Source organism: Amycolatopsis camponoti, from assembly GCF_902497555.1.
Taxonomy (GTDB): Bacteria; Actinomycetota; Actinomycetes; order Mycobacteriales; family Pseudonocardiaceae; genus Amycolatopsis; species Amycolatopsis camponoti.
Genome location: NZ_CABVGP010000003.1, coordinates 1,491,135 through 1,506,294 on the forward strand (window position 1 = coordinate 1,491,135; position 15,160 = coordinate 1,506,294).

The following is a 15,160-nucleotide window of genomic DNA, read 5'->3' on the forward strand; positions in this document are numbered from 1 at the left end:
AGTGACCGCATCATCGTGGCTGCTGGTGGCCTTTCCTGCCCTCGGCGCCCTGATCCTGCTCCTGGCGGGCAAGCGCGTGAAGGCGTGGGGGCATCTGCTCGGCTGTGCCACCGTCACGCTGGCCTTCGTCTACGGCCTGATCCTGTTCTTCACCGCGAACACGGGCACCACGACGGACACCAAGCTGTACTCGTGGATCCCGGCCGGCGCGCTGCAGATCGACTTCGGGCTCCGGATCGACGCGCTGTCGCTGACGTTCGTGCTGCTCATCACCGGCGTCGGCATGCTGATCCACTTCTACTCGATCGGTTACATGGCCGACGACGAAGGCCGGTACCGCTTCTTCGCGTACCTGAACCTCTTCGTCGCCTCGATGCTGATCCTGGTGCTGGGCAACAGCTTCGTGACGCTGTACCTCGGCTGGGAAGGCGTGGGTCTCGCGTCCTACCTGCTCATCGGCTGGTACCAGGGCCGCCCGTCCGCCGCGACCGCGGCGAAGAAGGCGTTCCTGATGAACCGCGTCGGCGACGTCGGGCTGGCGCTGGCGATCTTCATCATGTTCAAGTACGCGGGCTCGACCGGCTACGCGCAGGTTTTCCAGGCGGTCGCCGACGGCAAGTTCTCGCCGGGCGCGATCACCGCGATGGCGATCCTGCTCCTGCTGGGTGCCTGCGGTAAGTCCGGCCAGTTCCCGCTGCAGGCGTGGCTCCCGGACGCGATGGAGGGCCCGACCCCGGTGTCGGCCCTCATCCACGCGGCGACGATGGTCACCGCGGGTGTCTACCTGGTGGCCCGCTCGAAGGACATCTTCAACGCCACCGAGGACGGCAGGCTGATCGTCACGCTGGTCGGCACGGTGACGCTGCTGCTCGGGTGCATCATCGGCTGCGCGTACGACGACATCAAGAAGGTCCTCGCGTACTCCACGGTCAGCCAGATCGGCTACATGATGCTCGCCGTCGGCCTCGGGCCGATCGCGTACGCGCTGGGCATCATGCACCTGGTCGCGCACGGCTTCTTCAAGGCCGGGCTGTTCCTCGGGGCCGGGTCGGTCATGCACGGCATGAACGACGAGGTCGACATGCGGAAGTTCGGCGGCCTCCGCAAGCACATGCCGATCACGTTCATCACGTTCGGCCTCGGCTACCTGGCCCTGATCGGCATCCCGCCGCTGTCGGGCTTCTTCACCAAGGACGCGATCATCGAAGCGGCGTTCAGCCAGGGCGGCTGGCGCGGCTGGGTGATGGGCGGCGCCGCGCTGCTGGGCGCCGGGCTCACCGCGTTCTACATGACGCGCCTGATGGTGATGACGTTCTTCGGCAAGGAGCGCTGGAAGGACATCAAGTCCAGCGACGGCCGGGACTTCCACCCGCACGAGTCCAAGGCGATCATGTGGGTCCCGATGGCGGTGCTGGCGGTCGGTTCGGTCGGTGCCGGCGCGTTCTTCGCCCTCGGTGACCGCTTCGCCCACTGGCTGACGCCCTCGGTCGGCGAGCTGGAGGAAGCGCACAACTCGCCGTTGAGCGCCGGGGTGATCTCCATCGCGGCGATCGTGTTCTCCGTGCTGGGCGTGCTGATCGCGTACCTGATCTTCCGCCGTGACGTCCCGGTCGAGCGGCCCGAGCGGGTCTCGTTCGTCACCCGCGCGGCTCGCAAGGACCTCTACGGCAACGCCCTCAACGAGACGCTGGTCGCCCGTCCGGGCACCTGGCTCGCGCGGGCGCTGGTGTTCGTCGACAACCGCGGCGTCGACGGTGCGGTCAACGGCCTGGCCGCCTCCCTCGGCGGCGGCTCCGGCCGGCTGAGGCGGCTCCAGACCGGGTTCGTCCGGTCCTACGCGCTTTCCATGCTGGGCGGCGCGTTCCTGCTTCTGGCGGCTCTCCTGCTGGTGAGGTTCTCCTGATGACCTGGTTGCTGATCCTCATCCTGGTGCCGCTCGCCGGCTCCCTGGTGCTGGCGTTCCTCAAGGGGAACGACCGCGCCGCGGTGCTGGCCGCGCTGGCGTTCTCGATCCTCGAGTTCCTGCTGATCATCCCGTTCTGGCTCAGCTACTCGCCCTCGGGCGCGCGGCTGCAGATGACGTCGAGCTTCGACTGGATCCCGAGCTTCGGGGTGCACATCGCGTTCGGCACCGACGGCATCTCGCTGATCATGATCGCGGTGATCGCCCTGCTGGTGCCGATCGTCGTCGGCGGCCTCGGCACGCTGGACAAGCTGCCGGCGGGCCGCAGCGCGGGCGGGTTCCTCTCGCTGATCCTGCTGCAGGAAGCGCTCACGATCGGCGTGTTCGCCGCGACCGACGTCTTCCTGTTCTACGTGCTGTTCGAGATCATGCTGATCCCGATGTACTTCCTGATCGGCGGCTACGGCGGCGCGAACCGGCAGTACGCGGCGGTGAAGTTCTTCCTCTACTCGTTCCTCGGCGGCCTGATCATGCTGGCCTCGGCGATCGGGGCGTACTCGCTCGCGAAGGACAAGCTCGGGCACGGCACGTTCGACTGGGCCACGCTGGTGACGGTCGTCCGCGACGCGCCGCTGTCCACCCAGATCTGGCTGTTCCTCGGGTTCTTCCTGGCGTTCGCGATCAAGGCGCCGCTGGTGCCGTTCCACACCTGGCTGCCGGACGCGGCGGGGGAGGCGCCGATCGGCGTCGCCGTCCTGCTGGTCGGCGTGCTGGACAAGGTCGGCACGTTCGGGTTCCTGCGCTACTGCCTGCCGATGTTCCCGGACGCGAGCAAGACCCTGGCGCCGCTGGTGCTGGTGCTTTCGGTGATCGGTGTCCTCTACGGATCGATCCTCGCCGCGGGCCAGCGGGACATGAAGCGGTTCATCGCCTACGTCTCGATCGCGCACTTCGGCTTCATCTCGCTCGGCATCTTCGCGTTCAACGAGCAGGCGATGGTCGGCTCGGCGACGTACATGCTGAACCACAGCATCGCGACCGGCATGCTGATCGTGGTGATCGGCCTGGTCGTCGCGCGCGGCGGGTCGACTCGCATTTCGGACTACGGCGGCATGGCCAAGGTGACGCCGTTGCTGGCTGGCCTGTTCCTGCTCGCCGGGCTGTCGACGCTTTCGCTGCCGGGCACCAACTCCTTCGTCTCGGAGTTCCTGGTGCTGATCGGGGCGTTCGTCGACCAGCCGGTGTACACGATCCTCGCGACGGTGGGCATGGTCCTCGCCGCGGCGTACGTGCTCTGGCTCTACCAGCGCGTCATGCAGGGCCCGGTCCGCGGTGACGCTCTCGTGGGCGTCGGCGGCGGGCCTGGCACCGCCATTGCGCCGGAGCTGGGTGCGAAGAAGGCCATCCGCGACCTGAACGGCCGCGAGATCGCGATCCTGGCGCCGCTGGTCGTCCTGGTCCTCTTCCTCGGCTTCTACCCGAAGCCGGTGCTCGACACAGTCACCCCGACGGTGCAGCAGACGCTGTCCGCGGTCCAGGGAGGCAAGTAACCGTGCTCGACATCCTCCTGACCCAGGCACCGGAGCCGGCGATCGTGACGCCGTCGGTGGACTACCCGGCGGTCCTGCCGATGCTGATCATCTTCGGCGCGGCGTGCGTCAGCGTGCTGGTCGAGGCGTTCGCCTCGAAGCGCTCGCGGTTCGGCCTGCAGGTCGGGCTGAGCCTGCTGGCGATCGTCGTGGCCGGCGTCAGCCTGATCCTCTACGCCACGGGCGACGCGCCCGCGGGCGGCGTCAAGACGTTCAGTGGCGCGATCTCGATCGACAAGCCGGCGCTGTTCCTCTGGGGCACGCTGCTCGCCCTGGCGGTCGGCGCGGTGCTGCTGATCTCCGACCGCGTGGTCGAGCCGGGCGGCGCGCTGGTCGCGCAGGCCGGCATCCGCCCGGGCACGGTCCAGGACCGCGCCCAGACGGCGACGGTCATGCAGACCGAGGTGTTCCCGCTGACGCTGTTCGCGCTCGGCGGCATGATGGCGTTCTGCGCGTCGAACGACCTGCTGACGATGTTCATCGCGCTGGAAGTGCTTTCGCTGCCGCTGTACCTGATGTGCGGCCTCGCACGGCGGCGGCGTTTGCTGTCGCAGGAGTCGGCGGTCAAGTACTTCCTGCTCGGCGCGTTCTCCTCGGCGTTCTTCCTCTACGGGCTGGCGCTGCTGTACGGCTACGCGAACTCCGTGAAGCTGGCGGACATCGCGGCCGCGGCGGCGGGCTCGGACCGGTCGGACACGCTGCTGTTCGCGGGCCTCGGCCTGCTGGTGGTCGGCCTGCTGTTCAAGGGTTCGGTCGGCCCGTTCCACACCTGGACCCCGGACGTGTACCAGGGAGCCCCGACGCCGGTGACGGCGTTCATGGCGGCGTGCACGAAGGTCGCGGCGTTCGGCGGGATCCTGCGGGTGCTGTCGGTGGCGTTCGGCTCGACCAGCTGGGAGTGGCGCGGCGTCCTCTGGGGCGTGGCGATCATCTCGATGGTGATCGGCGCGGTGCTGGGCCTGACCCAGACGGACGTCAAGCGCATGATCGCGTACTCGTCGATCGCCCACGCGGGCTTCCTCCTGATCGGCGCGATCGCGATGACCCGCGACGGGCTGTCGAGCACGCTGTTCTACCTGCTGGCGTACGGCTTCACGACGCTGGCGGCGTTCGGCGTGATCAGCCTGGTCCGCGATTCTTCGGGCGAGGCGACGCACCTCTCAGCGTGGGCCGGGCTGGCGAAGCGGTCACCCTTGCTGGCGGGCGTCTTCACGTTCTTGCTCCTGGCCCTGGCGGGCATTCCGTTGACATCGGGCTTCGTCGGCAAGTTCGTGGTGTTCTCGGCGGCACTGTCGGACGGAATGGCCCCCCTGGTCGTGGTGGCGCTGGTGTTCAGCGCGGTGGCGGCGTTCTTCTACCTGAGGGTGATCGTCCTGATGTACTTCTCCGAGCCGGCGGCCGACGGCCCCTCGGTATCGGTCCCGGGCTTCGGCACGGGAACGGCGATCTTCCTGGGCACGGCGGTGACGTTGATCCTGGGCCTGGTACCGGCCTTCGCCCTCGGCTGGGCCGGCGCGGGCGGGTTCGCCTCCTGAGCTGTGTTTCGTTTCCGGGCCGCCACTCTCGCTACGCGGGGGTGGCGGCCTTCAGTTTGTGGCTCAGTTGCTTCGGTTCGCCGGGCAGGACGCTGATGTAGCCATCGGCGAGGGAGATCCCGACGCGCCCGGCGTCGAGATCGAGGTAGTGGACCGTCGTGGTTCCGGCGTAGAGCTGCCCGAGGCCGAAGTGGGGCTGCTGGAAGAAGGCATCGAGTTCCTGCGCCTCCCGGCTCCGGGCAGGGGCGTCGTCGAAGATGTCGCTTTCTTCGTGCGGTTGAAAGTCCTTTTGCGGAAGCGAGAAGGGCTTGATCGGCGCGCTTTGCCACGGTGGCAGTCGTGCGACGAGGGCGTCGGCGGGGTGGGTATCGGGGGAGACCTCGCTGAGTTCGACGGTCTCGCCCCGGCAGACAACACTGACGGCGGAGCGGTTCAGCGCGGCGACGAGGATGCCGATCTGGCTTTCGGTGTCGCGGGCATAGGCGTAGAACTCTCGTGCCGGGTCGTCGATGATGCGGAGGACGTCTTCGAATTCGGGGGTGTAGCCGTCGCCTTGGGTGAAGCCGTGGTGGCTGAGTTCTTCGAAGGCTTCGCGGTTCACCCCGCGTTCGGCGCTGGGCGGGACGTACCGGAGTCCTTGGGCGAAGACCGGGTGCGAGTCGCCACCGCCGGCGTTGCGCAGGGCGGTGAGCAGGGTGTTCAGCGTGAGTTCGGCTTTGAGCATGGTGTCTAGTTCTTGGGCCGGTGCTCGCCGATTACCGGAGGCATCGGCTTTTCGGTGAACCCGCCGAAGGTTTCGTCGGGGTCGGCGTTGCGGAGGTAGGCGGCAATTTTCTTTTCTTTGTCTTCGTCTTTGCGCCCGCCGGCGGGGGTGGTCATGGGCATGCCGTTGGCGCCTCGTTGCCCGGTGGCTCCGCGGGGTGGCGCCGAGTTGGGGAGGCGTTCTTCCGGGAGCCGGGCGCCGGTGTTCGGTCCGGGGCCACGCATGCCTGTGCCCGGGTTCGTTCCTGTTCCCGATCCGGTGCCCGGCCCGGTGCCTGCCACTCCGCCTGGCCGGTAGCCGGTGCTCGTGCCGCTTCCGTATCCGCCGGTGCCGGGCCCGAATCCGCCGCCGGTGTAGCCACCGGTGCCAGGTCCGAAGGTGTTCCCGCCGAGGTTGCCGCCGTTGCTCCCGGGCTGCCCGGTGGGCCCGAACTGATACCCACCCTGAGCGGCGACGGGCTTGGGGACGTAGCTATTGGCGTAGGTGCCGTCCGGGTCGTTGCTGCCGGGCAGCCGGACGTTCTGGTTTTGCGTCTGGTTCTGTTTCTGGACTTGGTTTTGCACCTGGTTGCGAACCTGGTTCTGTCCGGGTTGGACGGTCTGCCGGTTCTGCTGCGCGGGTACTTGCGGCTGCCGCGGGTTTCGAGCCCACTCACCGGTATCGGTGGGGCCGGCCTTGCGCTGGGTGTCCTCGGTCATCCCGATGGGGGAGCCCGAGTTCGAGAGCTGCGCGTACCGGGCGGGCATCTGCTCACCATTGGTGCCACTGGCGGAGTGATAGGCACTGAAGGCATCGATGTTGGCCTGGCTGTCGGCTTGCCAGCCGGCGACTTTGGTTTTGTAGGAGCCAATGCCATCTCCGTTGATGGCGTGAAGGACATCCACCGCGGTGATCTCGGGAGGTTGAGCGGAAACGGGCTTGACGGAGTTCTTGGCGGTCCCGAAGGCATCCATCTGAGCACCCACAGCAGTCCGAGCAGTCTCAAGATGAACAGCATCATCAGCGGCGGCTTGAACGAGAGGAAGAGTGGCATCAGCGGCAGATTGCCCCGCGTCACCCTGCCACCCCGACATGGTCTTGGCGCGCAGAGCGTTGATCCGCTGAGCCCGCTCGATCATCCGATTGGTCAGGTGGGTAGCGCTGTCATGAGCATCTCCCAGCGACTGGCTGCCGTTTCCGCCGGTGATCTGCTCGTAGATTTGGGCTGCCGTCAGTGGGCCTTCGGTGGCCATCAGTTCGCTCCACGGAGGTTGCCGAGCATCTGTGAAGCGATGTCGTGAGCTGCCTCACAGGGGTCTTTCTTCCCGATATTGCCCTCAGATTGTGAAACATGGATGTCCACAACCTGCGTGTCGCTCACTCCCAGGGCAACAGCGCAGCGGCCGCGGGTGGTTCGCTCGTCGTTCACGCCGTACGCCACAATCGGAAAACCATCGATGGCTGTCAGGGGTTGGAAGAACTGGTACTGCTTGCCCTTTGCCGCATAGACGCTGGTCAGGCCAAGTTGGTCCGCTCCCGTGAAGATGACCGCTATGCCGGCCTGGGATACGTCAGGTGAGTCCCAAGCGCAACTGGGTCCGGCAGGTGCTTGCAAGTCGGATTTCCCGGATACTCCGGATCCCAGTAGGCCCGCGACTTGGTTGGTGTTCAGCGCATTGCACGGGTTCTGCTTGAATCGTGTGATATCGATCGGACTTGGGACCTTGGGGACCCCCGGACCAGGCACGTTGCTTCCGGTCTCAGATGAGGTGTTCGTGCTCGCTGTACCGCCTGCAGGTGACGGGGTACCCGGATTCGTGGTCGAGCAGGCCGCAATGGCGAGTAGCAATGCGCTGAGTACGAGGATGGTGCCGCGCATCAGAGGCTACCTCCGGTCTGCTTGATTTCGGCGGCCTGGTCGTCCTCAGTACTTGCGTACTTTCCCAGAGCAGCCTTGAACTTGGCAGCCATACTCCGGCAGTAGTCTTCGCGCTGGCTGAGTGTCTGGATCAGCGCATTCCCCGAAAGCTGGATTCTTTCGGCATTACCGCCGCTCGCGTACTCGGCACCAGGACCCTGGGTACGCGCGAGGACGATCGCGTGCTCCTGGTCGAGCTTGAACTCGTTGGCCAAGTCGTTCCACTCGTGCATCAACTCACGAAGTGTCGCCTCGTCGTAGCTGAACCCCGCACCGCCGGCCCCGCCCCCATAAGACCCAGCCTCACGCACAACCGGACCCACCGGTACCCCCGGCCCACCCCGCGGGTCGTAAATCGGTCCCTCAGGCATCCCTCGACCCCGTCGTCATCAGCTCTCCCCTAGCTTGCAGTGTGCTTCACCCCGCGCACCCTGCGTATCCGACGGCCAGCAGACTACCAGGGTTCCCCACCCCGAAAGCCGGGAAAGAAACGGGGGCCGCATACCGGCTGCGGCCCCCGGAATCGCTGTTACGGCGTGGGTGAACAGGATGTGTGGCCCAGCACCACCTGGCCGCTGATTCCCGACGCCGGGAGGAAGTCGATCCGCAGCATCGTCAGTCCGATGCTGCCGTCGCCCGGGAGGTTCTGGATGTTGAACACCGCGTTCGCCAGCACCGTTCCGTTGGACTTCTTGATCGGCGTCGTGTACCCCACCGGGACCGGGCTCGGCGGGTTCGTGATGCCCGACATCCCGCCGTAGCTCCAGTTCGCGTTCGTCTGCGTCTGGGTTGCCGTGCACGTCACCGTGTACGTCGCCAGCTTGATCCGCGGCCCGCCCGCGCTCACCAGTGCCGAGAGCTCGAACGCCTTGCCCGTCGCCGTGGACTTGGTCGAGGTCGCGTCCGTTTCCGGGTCCGTCACCGTTGTCGTGCAGGACGAGGTGCCGCCGCCGAAGACGATGCCCGTCTTCGTCACCTTCTGGGCCGTTGCGCTCGTCGGGCCGTCGACCGAGCACTTGCCCTGGACCGGCACCTTGATCGCCGTGTCGCCCTTGGTGAAGTCGGCCGAGCCGATCTGGGCGACGCCCGGTTGGGGCGCGGCCTGGGCGGGTGCGGCCAGGGCCAACCCGGCCAAGATCACTGTGCCGGTGAGTGCGCCGATGGTGTTGCGCATGTCGCGTCCTCCTTGACGATCGGGGAGAGCGACGCTCTTCCTCGAAGCTGAATATCCGCCCGCCGGAGACGTCCGTTGCGCCCGAAACCGCTGATCACCCCTTCGTGGATCATGAACCACCCTTCGGATAATCCCGGCGGTATCCGGATACACCCTTGTATCTCGATGCGCAGGCCGACGACCTCGGCGGACAGTCCTTCAACCCGGAAGGCACACTCACCTACAGTCACCACCCCGGCGGCTTCGGCTTCCGGGTCGCCGTCGAGGTCGCTCCGGGTGACGACGCCACTCGGCGCCGAGGTGTCATGTTCGTCACCGTTTCCGCAGGACAGCGGGTAAACGGCGGCGCGGGGTAGCCACTACGCTCAAGGCGATAACCCGACCGGTGCACGAGTAGAGCGGAGCCGACGTGTCTGTGCCTTCCCCAGCCCCCGGGGCGGGATCCCTCCCCGCTGCGCCGGGTGGCGCCCTCGAGGACCTGCGCGCGTCGGTCGGCCTGCAGATCGCCGACGAGACCCTGCTGCGCACGATCGCCACCGGGCTGGCCGACGTCGAGAAGCTGTTGCGCGAGGTCGTCCGCAGTGACGTCCAGGCCGTCAACGACGCCGCGTTGCACCTGGTCGAGGCGGGGGGCAAACGCTTCCGTCCGCTGTTCACCCTGCTGTCCGCGCAGTTCGGCCCGAAGCAGGACGACCACGTCGTGATCGCCGCCGCCGCGGTCGAGCTGGTGCACCTCGCCACGCTCTACCACGACGACGTCATGGACGAGGCGGACATGCGCCGCGGCGCCGAGAGCGTCAACTCGCGCTGGGACAACACCATCGCCATCCTCACCGGCGACTTCCTCTTCGCCCACGCCTCCCGTCTGGTCGCCGACCTGGGCACGGACGCGGCGCGGATCATCGCCGAGACCTTCGGCGAGCTGGTCACCGGCCAGATGCGCGAGACCGTCGGCCCCGGACCGGGTGACGACGCCGTCGCGCACTACCTCACCGTGATCGGGCAGAAGACCGGCTCGCTGATCGCCACCTCCGGCCGGTTCGGCGGGATGATGTCCGGTGCCGCCGACGAGCACATCGGCGCGCTCCGGCGCTTCGGCGACATCATCGGCGCCGCGTTCCAGATCTCCGACGACATCATCGACATCGCGTCGCCGTCCGACGAGCTCGGCAAGGCGCAGGGCACCGACCTGCGCGAAGGCGTCCGGACGCTGCCCATGCTGTACGCGCTGGCCGACCCGGGCACGGACCCGCGGCTCATCGAGCTGCTGTCGGGCCCGATCGCCGACGACGCCGTCGTCCAGGAAGCCCTGGAGCTGCTCCGGGCGAGTAGCGGACTCGATCGAGCACGCGTCACCCTTTCCGACTACGCTCAGCGCGCGCGAGCCGAGCTTGCCGCGTTGCCCGCGTCACCCGCCCGGGACGCGTGCGAGTCGGTCGCCGACTACCTGGTCGCGCGCACGCACTAAACAGGGGCAGGAAAGAGATGTCCATTTTCGGACAGGTTTGGCTGTGGAGTCTCGCGGCGTTCTTCGTCGGGGTGCTGCTCACCTGGCTGGTGCTGGTGCTGCCGCTCCGCAGGAGCGTTCGCAAGCTGGAGAGTTCGCTGGCGCAGGCCCACGCCGACGCCGCGCGCACGCCCGCGAACGCCGCCGGGCTGGCCGCGCCGGGCACCGAGGTCTTCCGGCCGGAGCCGCGGCCCGAGCCGCGCCCGGAGCCGGAGCCCGTGCGGCAGGAGACCTCCTACCCGGGGACGCTCGTCGCCCCGGCGCCGTACAACCGCGACGACGTCCACGACGACATCGACGCGGACTTCGCCGAGCTGGACTCGCAGGTCCCGCCGGGCAGCCACCCGGACCCGGACGACGCCTTCCGGCCGGAGCCGGACCTCGAGCGCGAGGACGACGCTGCGTACCGGGCCTCGGAGACCCAGGTCATGGCCCCGGTCGCCGACCCGGAGGCCGAGGACCCGTACCGCGCCGCCGCGACCGAGTACCTGGCGCCCGAAGACGAACTCGAGCCCGTCACGCCGGCGCTCTCCCGGCTCGAGCAGCAGCTCGACCCGGAGCCCGCCGCCGGATCGCTGTTCCAGCCCCCGGGCGAGGACGCGCCGGCGCCGGACTGGTTCGACCACGAGCCGCCGTCGGAGCGCTCGGCGTTCGAGGAGCCGATGGAGCGCACGCGCTACCTGTCGGTCGGCGGCGACCAGGTCGACGAGGACGAGCCGGAGGAGGCGCCGCAGTACGCGTTCGCCGGCGACGACGGCGACCCGGACGTGCCGCCGGAGACCCCGGCCGAAGCGACGCAGGTGCTGCCGAAGCGGCAGCCCCGGGAGGCGCTGCGCGGCGGATTCGAGACGCCGCAACCGATCCAGCCGTCGATGCGCACCGTCGAGCGGCGCGAGACCGACCACTCCGGCGGGCACAGCGGTTCGCTGTTCGAGCCGTCGGTGCAGCCGAACCAGGCCGCCCTCGCGGCACCGGAGCCCCCGCCCGCGCGGCAGCAGCCCGCCGACGCGGTCCCGCCCGGCCCGTTCGGCCCCGGTTCGGCGATGCCGCGGCCCGGTGGCGGCCGGCCGGGTGACGGGTTCGAGGTGAAGGCGAGCGTGACGGCGTTGCGGTACTGCACCGACGAATCGGCGCAGTTCCCGAAGATGGTGGCCGAGGTGTGGTTCCGGACCGCCGAGGACGCCGAGCGGGTCGGGTTCCGGCCGCTCAGCTGAGTTTTCCCGTGACGAAGGGCCGCCTCCGGGCGGCCCTTCGTCGTTTCACGCCGCCTGGAACAGGACCAGGGCCGCGCCGCCGGGATCGGTGACGACGACCAGGGAGCCGACCGGAAGGTCGGTGCGCTCGCGCACGATCTTTCCGCCCAACGCCACGGCTTTCGCCGCCGCGGAGTCCACATCGGACACCGGCGCGTAGGGCAGCCACTGCGGCGCGCGGTCGTCGCCGGGAGCCAGCTCGGTCAGGCCGCCCCACGGCGCACCGCCGTCGGTCAGCAGGGCACCGGACGTCTGCCAGCCGAGCAACTCGCCGAAGAACCGCTTGGTGCCGTCCACATCGGACGTCCGGACGTCGAAGAACACGAAAGGTCGCATGACCCAAAACTTAGGACACGTGTCCTAAGTCTGGCAACCCCCGAAACGGCGAAGGCCGCCACGCGCGGGGCGTGGCGGCCTTCGGAGAAGCGAAAAGCTACGCGACCGTCCAGGTGTCCTTGCCGCGCAGGAGGCCCTGCAGGTCGGGCTTGCGGGCCGCGCGGGCCTGCTCGACCTGGGCGCGGGCGCCGTCGTCGTACGTCGGGCGCTCGACCTGGCGGAGGATGCCCGTCGGGACGTGGTTGAGGCTCTGGTCGCCCAGCCGCGACAACGCGAACGCGTACGACGTGTCCTGGATCGACGGGTCGTGCACCACGACGTTGTCTTCGCCGATGTCGGCGACCTTCGCGACGTCCAGGCCGCCCCACTCGCCGCGCTTGACGCCGAACTCCTGGTTGGGGCCGAAGCGGATCGGCTCGCCCGCGCGCAGCGGGATCAGCCGGGTGGCGGCCTCGTCGGCGTCCTTGAGGACGTCGAACGCGCCGTCGTTGAAGATCGGGCAGTTCTGGTAGATCTCCACCAGCGCCGACCCGCGGTGCTCGGCCGCGGCCTGCAGGACCTCGGTCAGGCCCTTGCGGTCGGAGTCCATCGCCCGGCCCACGAACGACGCCTCCGCGCCGATCGCCAGCGAGAGCGGGTTGAACGGCGTGTCCACCGACCCCATCGGCGTCGACTTGGTGACCATGCCCTGGCCCGAAGTCGGGGAGTACTGGCCCTTGGTCAGACCGTAGATCCGGTTGTTGAACAGCAGGATCTTGATGTTCACGTTGCGGCGCAGCGCGTGGATCAGGTGGTTGCCGCCGATGGACAGCGCGTCGCCGTCACCGGTGACGACCCACACCGACAGGTCCGGGCGCGTGGTCGCGAGCCCGGTCGCGATCGACGGCGCGCGACCGTGGATCGAGTGCATGCCGTAGGTGTTGAGGTAGTACGGGAAGCGCGACGAGCAGCCGATGCCCGAGATGAACACGATGTTCTCGCGCTTGAGGCCCAGCGTGGGCAAGAAGGACTGCACCGCGTTGAGCACGACGTAGTCGCCGCAGCCGGGGCACCAGCGGACTTCCTGGTCGGACTTGTAGTCCTTGGCCTTCTGGGGCTCTTCGGTGGTGGGCACGAGGTCGAGGCCACCGATGGCCGGAAGCCCGATGTCGATCGCGGTCACTTCGCCGCCTCCGTAGTGATGCTCGTGATGATCTCCGAGAACAGGTTCTGCAGCTCTTCGGCCTTGAACGCCATCCCGGCGACCTTGGTGTGCGAGTGGACGTCCACCAGGTACTTCGCGCGCAGCAGCAGGGACAGCTGGCCGAGGTTCATCTCCGGCACCACGACCTTGTCGTAGCTGCGCAGGACGTCGCCGAGGTTGGTCGGCAGCGGGTTGAGGTGGCGCAGGTGGGCCTGCGCGATCGGCATCCCGAGCTTGCGCACCCGCCGGCACGCCGCGCCGATCGGGCCGAACGAGCTGCCCCAGCCCAGCGCGAGCACGCGGGCCTTGCCGCCGCTCGGGTCGTCGACGACCAGGTCGGGGACGTCGATGCCGTCGATCTTCGCCTGCCGCAGCCGGACCATCTTGTCGTGGTTGTCCGGGTCGTAGGAGATGTGGCCGGTCTTGTCGGCCTTCTCCAGCCCGCCGATGCGGTGCTGCAGCCCGGGGGTGCCCGGGATGGCCCAGGCGCGGGCGAGCGTCTCGGGGTCGCGCACGTACGGCCAGAACTCGCCGGAGTCGTTGTCGGCGTTCGGCTCGGACGCAAACTCGACGCGCAGGTCGGGCAGCGTCTCGACGTCCGGGATCAGCCACGGCTCGGAGCCGTTGGCGATCGCGCCGTCCGAGAGCAGCAGCACCGGCGTGCGGTACTTGAGCGCGATCCGGGTGGCCTCGACGGCCGCGTCGAAGCAGTCCGCGGGGGACAGCGGCGCGACGATCGGGACCGGCGACTCGCCGTTGCGGCCGAACATCGCCTGCAGCAGGTCGGCCTGTTCGGTCTTGGTCGGCAGGCCGGTCGACGGGCCACCGCGCTGGACGTCGATGACGACCAGTGGCAGCTCCACCATCACGCCGAGGCCGACGGCTTCGGACTTCAGCGCGACACCCGGGCCGGACGTCGAGGTGACGCCGAGCGCGCCGCCGTACGACGCGCCGAGGGCGGCGCCGATGCCGGCGATCTCGTCCTCGGCCTGGAAGGTGATGATGCCGAAGTTCTTGTGCTTGGACAGCTCGTGGAGGATGTCCGACGCCGGCGTGATCGGGTAGGTCCCGAGCAGGATCTGCAGGCCGGAGCGCTGCCCGGCGGCCACGATCCCGTAGGCGAGCGCGGTGTTGCCGGTGATCTGCCGGTAGGTGCCCTGGGCCAGCTTCGCCGGCGCGACCTGGAACGTCGTCGCGAACGACTCGGTGGTCTCGCCGTAGTTCCAGCCGGCCCGGAAGGCCAGGATGTTGGCCTCGGCGATGTCCGGCTTCTTCGCGAACTTCTCGCGCAGGAACCGCTCGGTGCCCTCGGTGGGCCGGTGGTACATCCACGACAGCAGGCCGAGGGCGAACATGTTCTTGCAGCGCTCGGCGTCCTTCTTGCCGAGGCCGGTGTCGGCGAGCGCGCCCTGGGTCAGCGTCGACATGGCGACCCGGTGCACCTGGTAGGGCGCGAGCGTGTCGTCGTCGAGCGGGTCGGTGGCGTAGCCGACCTTGGTCAGGTTGCGCTTGATGAAGTCATCGGTGTTGAGGATGATCGTCCCACCGCGCGGGACGTCGCCGAGGTTCGCCTTGAGCGCGGCCGGGTTCATCGCCACCAGCACGTCCGGGCGGTCGCCGGGCGTGAGGATGTCGTAGTCGGCGAAGTGCACCTGGAAGCTCGAGACGCCGGGGATCGTGCCCTGCGGCGCGCGGATCTCGGCGGGGAAGTTCGGCATCGTCGACAGGTCGTTGCCGAACGCGGCGGCCTCGGACGTGAAGCGGTCGCCGGTCAGCTGCATGCCGTCACCCGAGTCGCCGGCGAACCGGATGACGACCCGGTCCAGCTTGCTGATCTCGGTCGGCCTGGTCGCGGCGAGCGAGCCGTGACCAGCGCCGTTGCCGTTCGCACTCGTGCTCATGGGTCAGGGATTCCCTCTCTCCCGACGTTGCGGCCATCGGTCGCCTGCCCGGTGCAGTGACACGCGGATCACCAGGCCCTACCACGAGGTTAGCTCGCGCCCGACCACGATGTTCCTAG

General features: G+C 68.5%; 14 protein-coding genes. 6 read left to right on the forward strand and 8 right to left on the reverse strand.

Annotation, left to right across the window (positions count from 1 at the left end; all coding sequences use genetic code 11):
• Position 1 precedes the first annotated feature (1 nt).
• The 3 genes from nuoL to nuoN are packed head-to-tail and all read left to right on the forward strand — an operon-like array spanning position 2 to position 5,027.
• Positions 2-1,903: an NADH-quinone oxidoreductase subunit L gene (nuoL, locus tag AA23TX_RS43705; RefSeq protein ID WP_155548779.1), complete on the forward strand. Its 1,902-nt coding sequence runs from the start codon at positions 2-4 to the stop codon at positions 1,901-1,903.
• A complete protein-coding gene (locus tag AA23TX_RS43710) occupies positions 1,903-3,453 on the forward strand; it encodes an NADH-quinone oxidoreductase subunit M (RefSeq protein WP_155548780.1) in 1,551 nt (516 codons plus the stop codon). Before nuoL ends, AA23TX_RS43710 begins: the two co-directional genes overlap by 1 nt.
• A gap of 2 nt (positions 3,454-3,455) precedes the next feature.
• Positions 3,456-5,027, forward strand: coding sequence for an NADH-quinone oxidoreductase subunit NuoN (nuoN, locus tag AA23TX_RS43715; RefSeq protein WP_155548781.1), 1,572 nt, complete (start codon positions 3,456-3,458; stop codon positions 5,025-5,027).
• A gap of 31 nt (positions 5,028-5,058) precedes the next feature.
• On the opposite strand, the gene AA23TX_RS43720 is transcribed toward nuoN, so the two are convergent.
• The 5 genes from AA23TX_RS43720 to AA23TX_RS49855 form a co-directional block, all read right to left on the reverse strand.
• Complete coding sequence (locus AA23TX_RS43720; protein ID WP_155548782.1) at positions 5,059-5,751, reverse strand: ESX secretion-associated protein EspG; 693 nt, start codon at positions 5,749-5,751, stop codon at positions 5,059-5,061.
• A gap of 5 nt (positions 5,752-5,756) precedes the next feature.
• Positions 5,757-7,022 (reverse strand): PPE domain-containing protein, encoded by a 1,266-nt coding sequence (locus AA23TX_RS43725; protein WP_155548783.1) that lies wholly within the window; start codon positions 7,020-7,022, stop codon positions 5,757-5,759.
• Positions 7,022-7,648, reverse strand: a complete 627-nt coding sequence (locus AA23TX_RS43730; protein WP_155548784.1) for a DUF3558 domain-containing protein — start codon at positions 7,646-7,648, stop codon at positions 7,022-7,024. Before AA23TX_RS43730 ends, AA23TX_RS43725 begins: the two co-directional genes overlap by 1 nt.
• Positions 7,648-7,920 carry a hypothetical protein gene (locus tag AA23TX_RS43735; protein WP_230863071.1) on the reverse strand — a complete coding sequence of 91 codons (273 nt, stop codon included), beginning with the start codon at positions 7,918-7,920 and terminating at the stop codon, positions 7,648-7,650. Before AA23TX_RS43735 ends, AA23TX_RS43730 begins: the two co-directional genes overlap by 1 nt.
• Before the next feature lie 296 nt (positions 7,921-8,216).
• Positions 8,217-8,861 (reverse strand): hypothetical protein, encoded by a 645-nt coding sequence (locus AA23TX_RS49855; protein ID WP_196425865.1) that lies wholly within the window; start codon positions 8,859-8,861, stop codon positions 8,217-8,219.
• 155 nt (positions 8,862-9,016) lie between these two features.
• On the opposite strand from AA23TX_RS49855, the gene AA23TX_RS43745 reads away from it, so the two are divergent.
• From AA23TX_RS43745 to AA23TX_RS43755, 3 genes are read left to right on the forward strand one after another with little or no spacing between them, the layout of a single operon-like run.
• Positions 9,017-9,217 (forward strand): hypothetical protein, encoded by a 201-nt coding sequence (locus AA23TX_RS43745; protein ID WP_155548786.1) that lies wholly within the window; start codon positions 9,017-9,019, stop codon positions 9,215-9,217.
• A gap of 59 nt (positions 9,218-9,276) precedes the next feature.
• A complete protein-coding gene (locus tag AA23TX_RS43750) occupies positions 9,277-10,329 on the forward strand; it encodes a polyprenyl synthetase family protein (protein WP_155549456.1) in 1,053 nt (350 codons plus the stop codon).
• A gap of 17 nt (positions 10,330-10,346) precedes the next feature.
• Complete coding sequence (locus AA23TX_RS43755; RefSeq protein ID WP_155548787.1) at positions 10,347-11,582, forward strand: sunset domain-containing protein; 1,236 nt, start codon at positions 10,347-10,349, stop codon at positions 11,580-11,582.
• Positions 11,583-11,627: 45 nt separating this feature from the next.
• Here the strand turns inward: AA23TX_RS43755 and AA23TX_RS43760 are convergent, their stop codons facing one another.
• The 3 genes from AA23TX_RS43760 to AA23TX_RS43770 form a co-directional block, all read right to left on the reverse strand.
• Positions 11,628-11,957: a VOC family protein gene (locus tag AA23TX_RS43760; RefSeq protein ID WP_230863072.1), complete on the reverse strand. Its 330-nt coding sequence runs from the start codon at positions 11,955-11,957 to the stop codon at positions 11,628-11,630.
• Between the two features lie 97 nt (positions 11,958-12,054).
• Positions 12,055-13,119, reverse strand: a complete 1,065-nt coding sequence (locus tag AA23TX_RS43765) for a 2-oxoacid:ferredoxin oxidoreductase subunit beta (RefSeq protein WP_155548788.1) — start codon at positions 13,117-13,119, stop codon at positions 12,055-12,057.
• Entirely contained in the window at positions 13,116-15,041 is a 1,926-nt protein-coding gene (locus tag AA23TX_RS43770; RefSeq protein WP_155548789.1) for a 2-oxoacid:acceptor oxidoreductase subunit alpha, read from the reverse strand. Before AA23TX_RS43770 ends, AA23TX_RS43765 begins: the two co-directional genes overlap by 4 nt.
• Positions 15,042-15,160 lie beyond the last annotated feature (119 nt).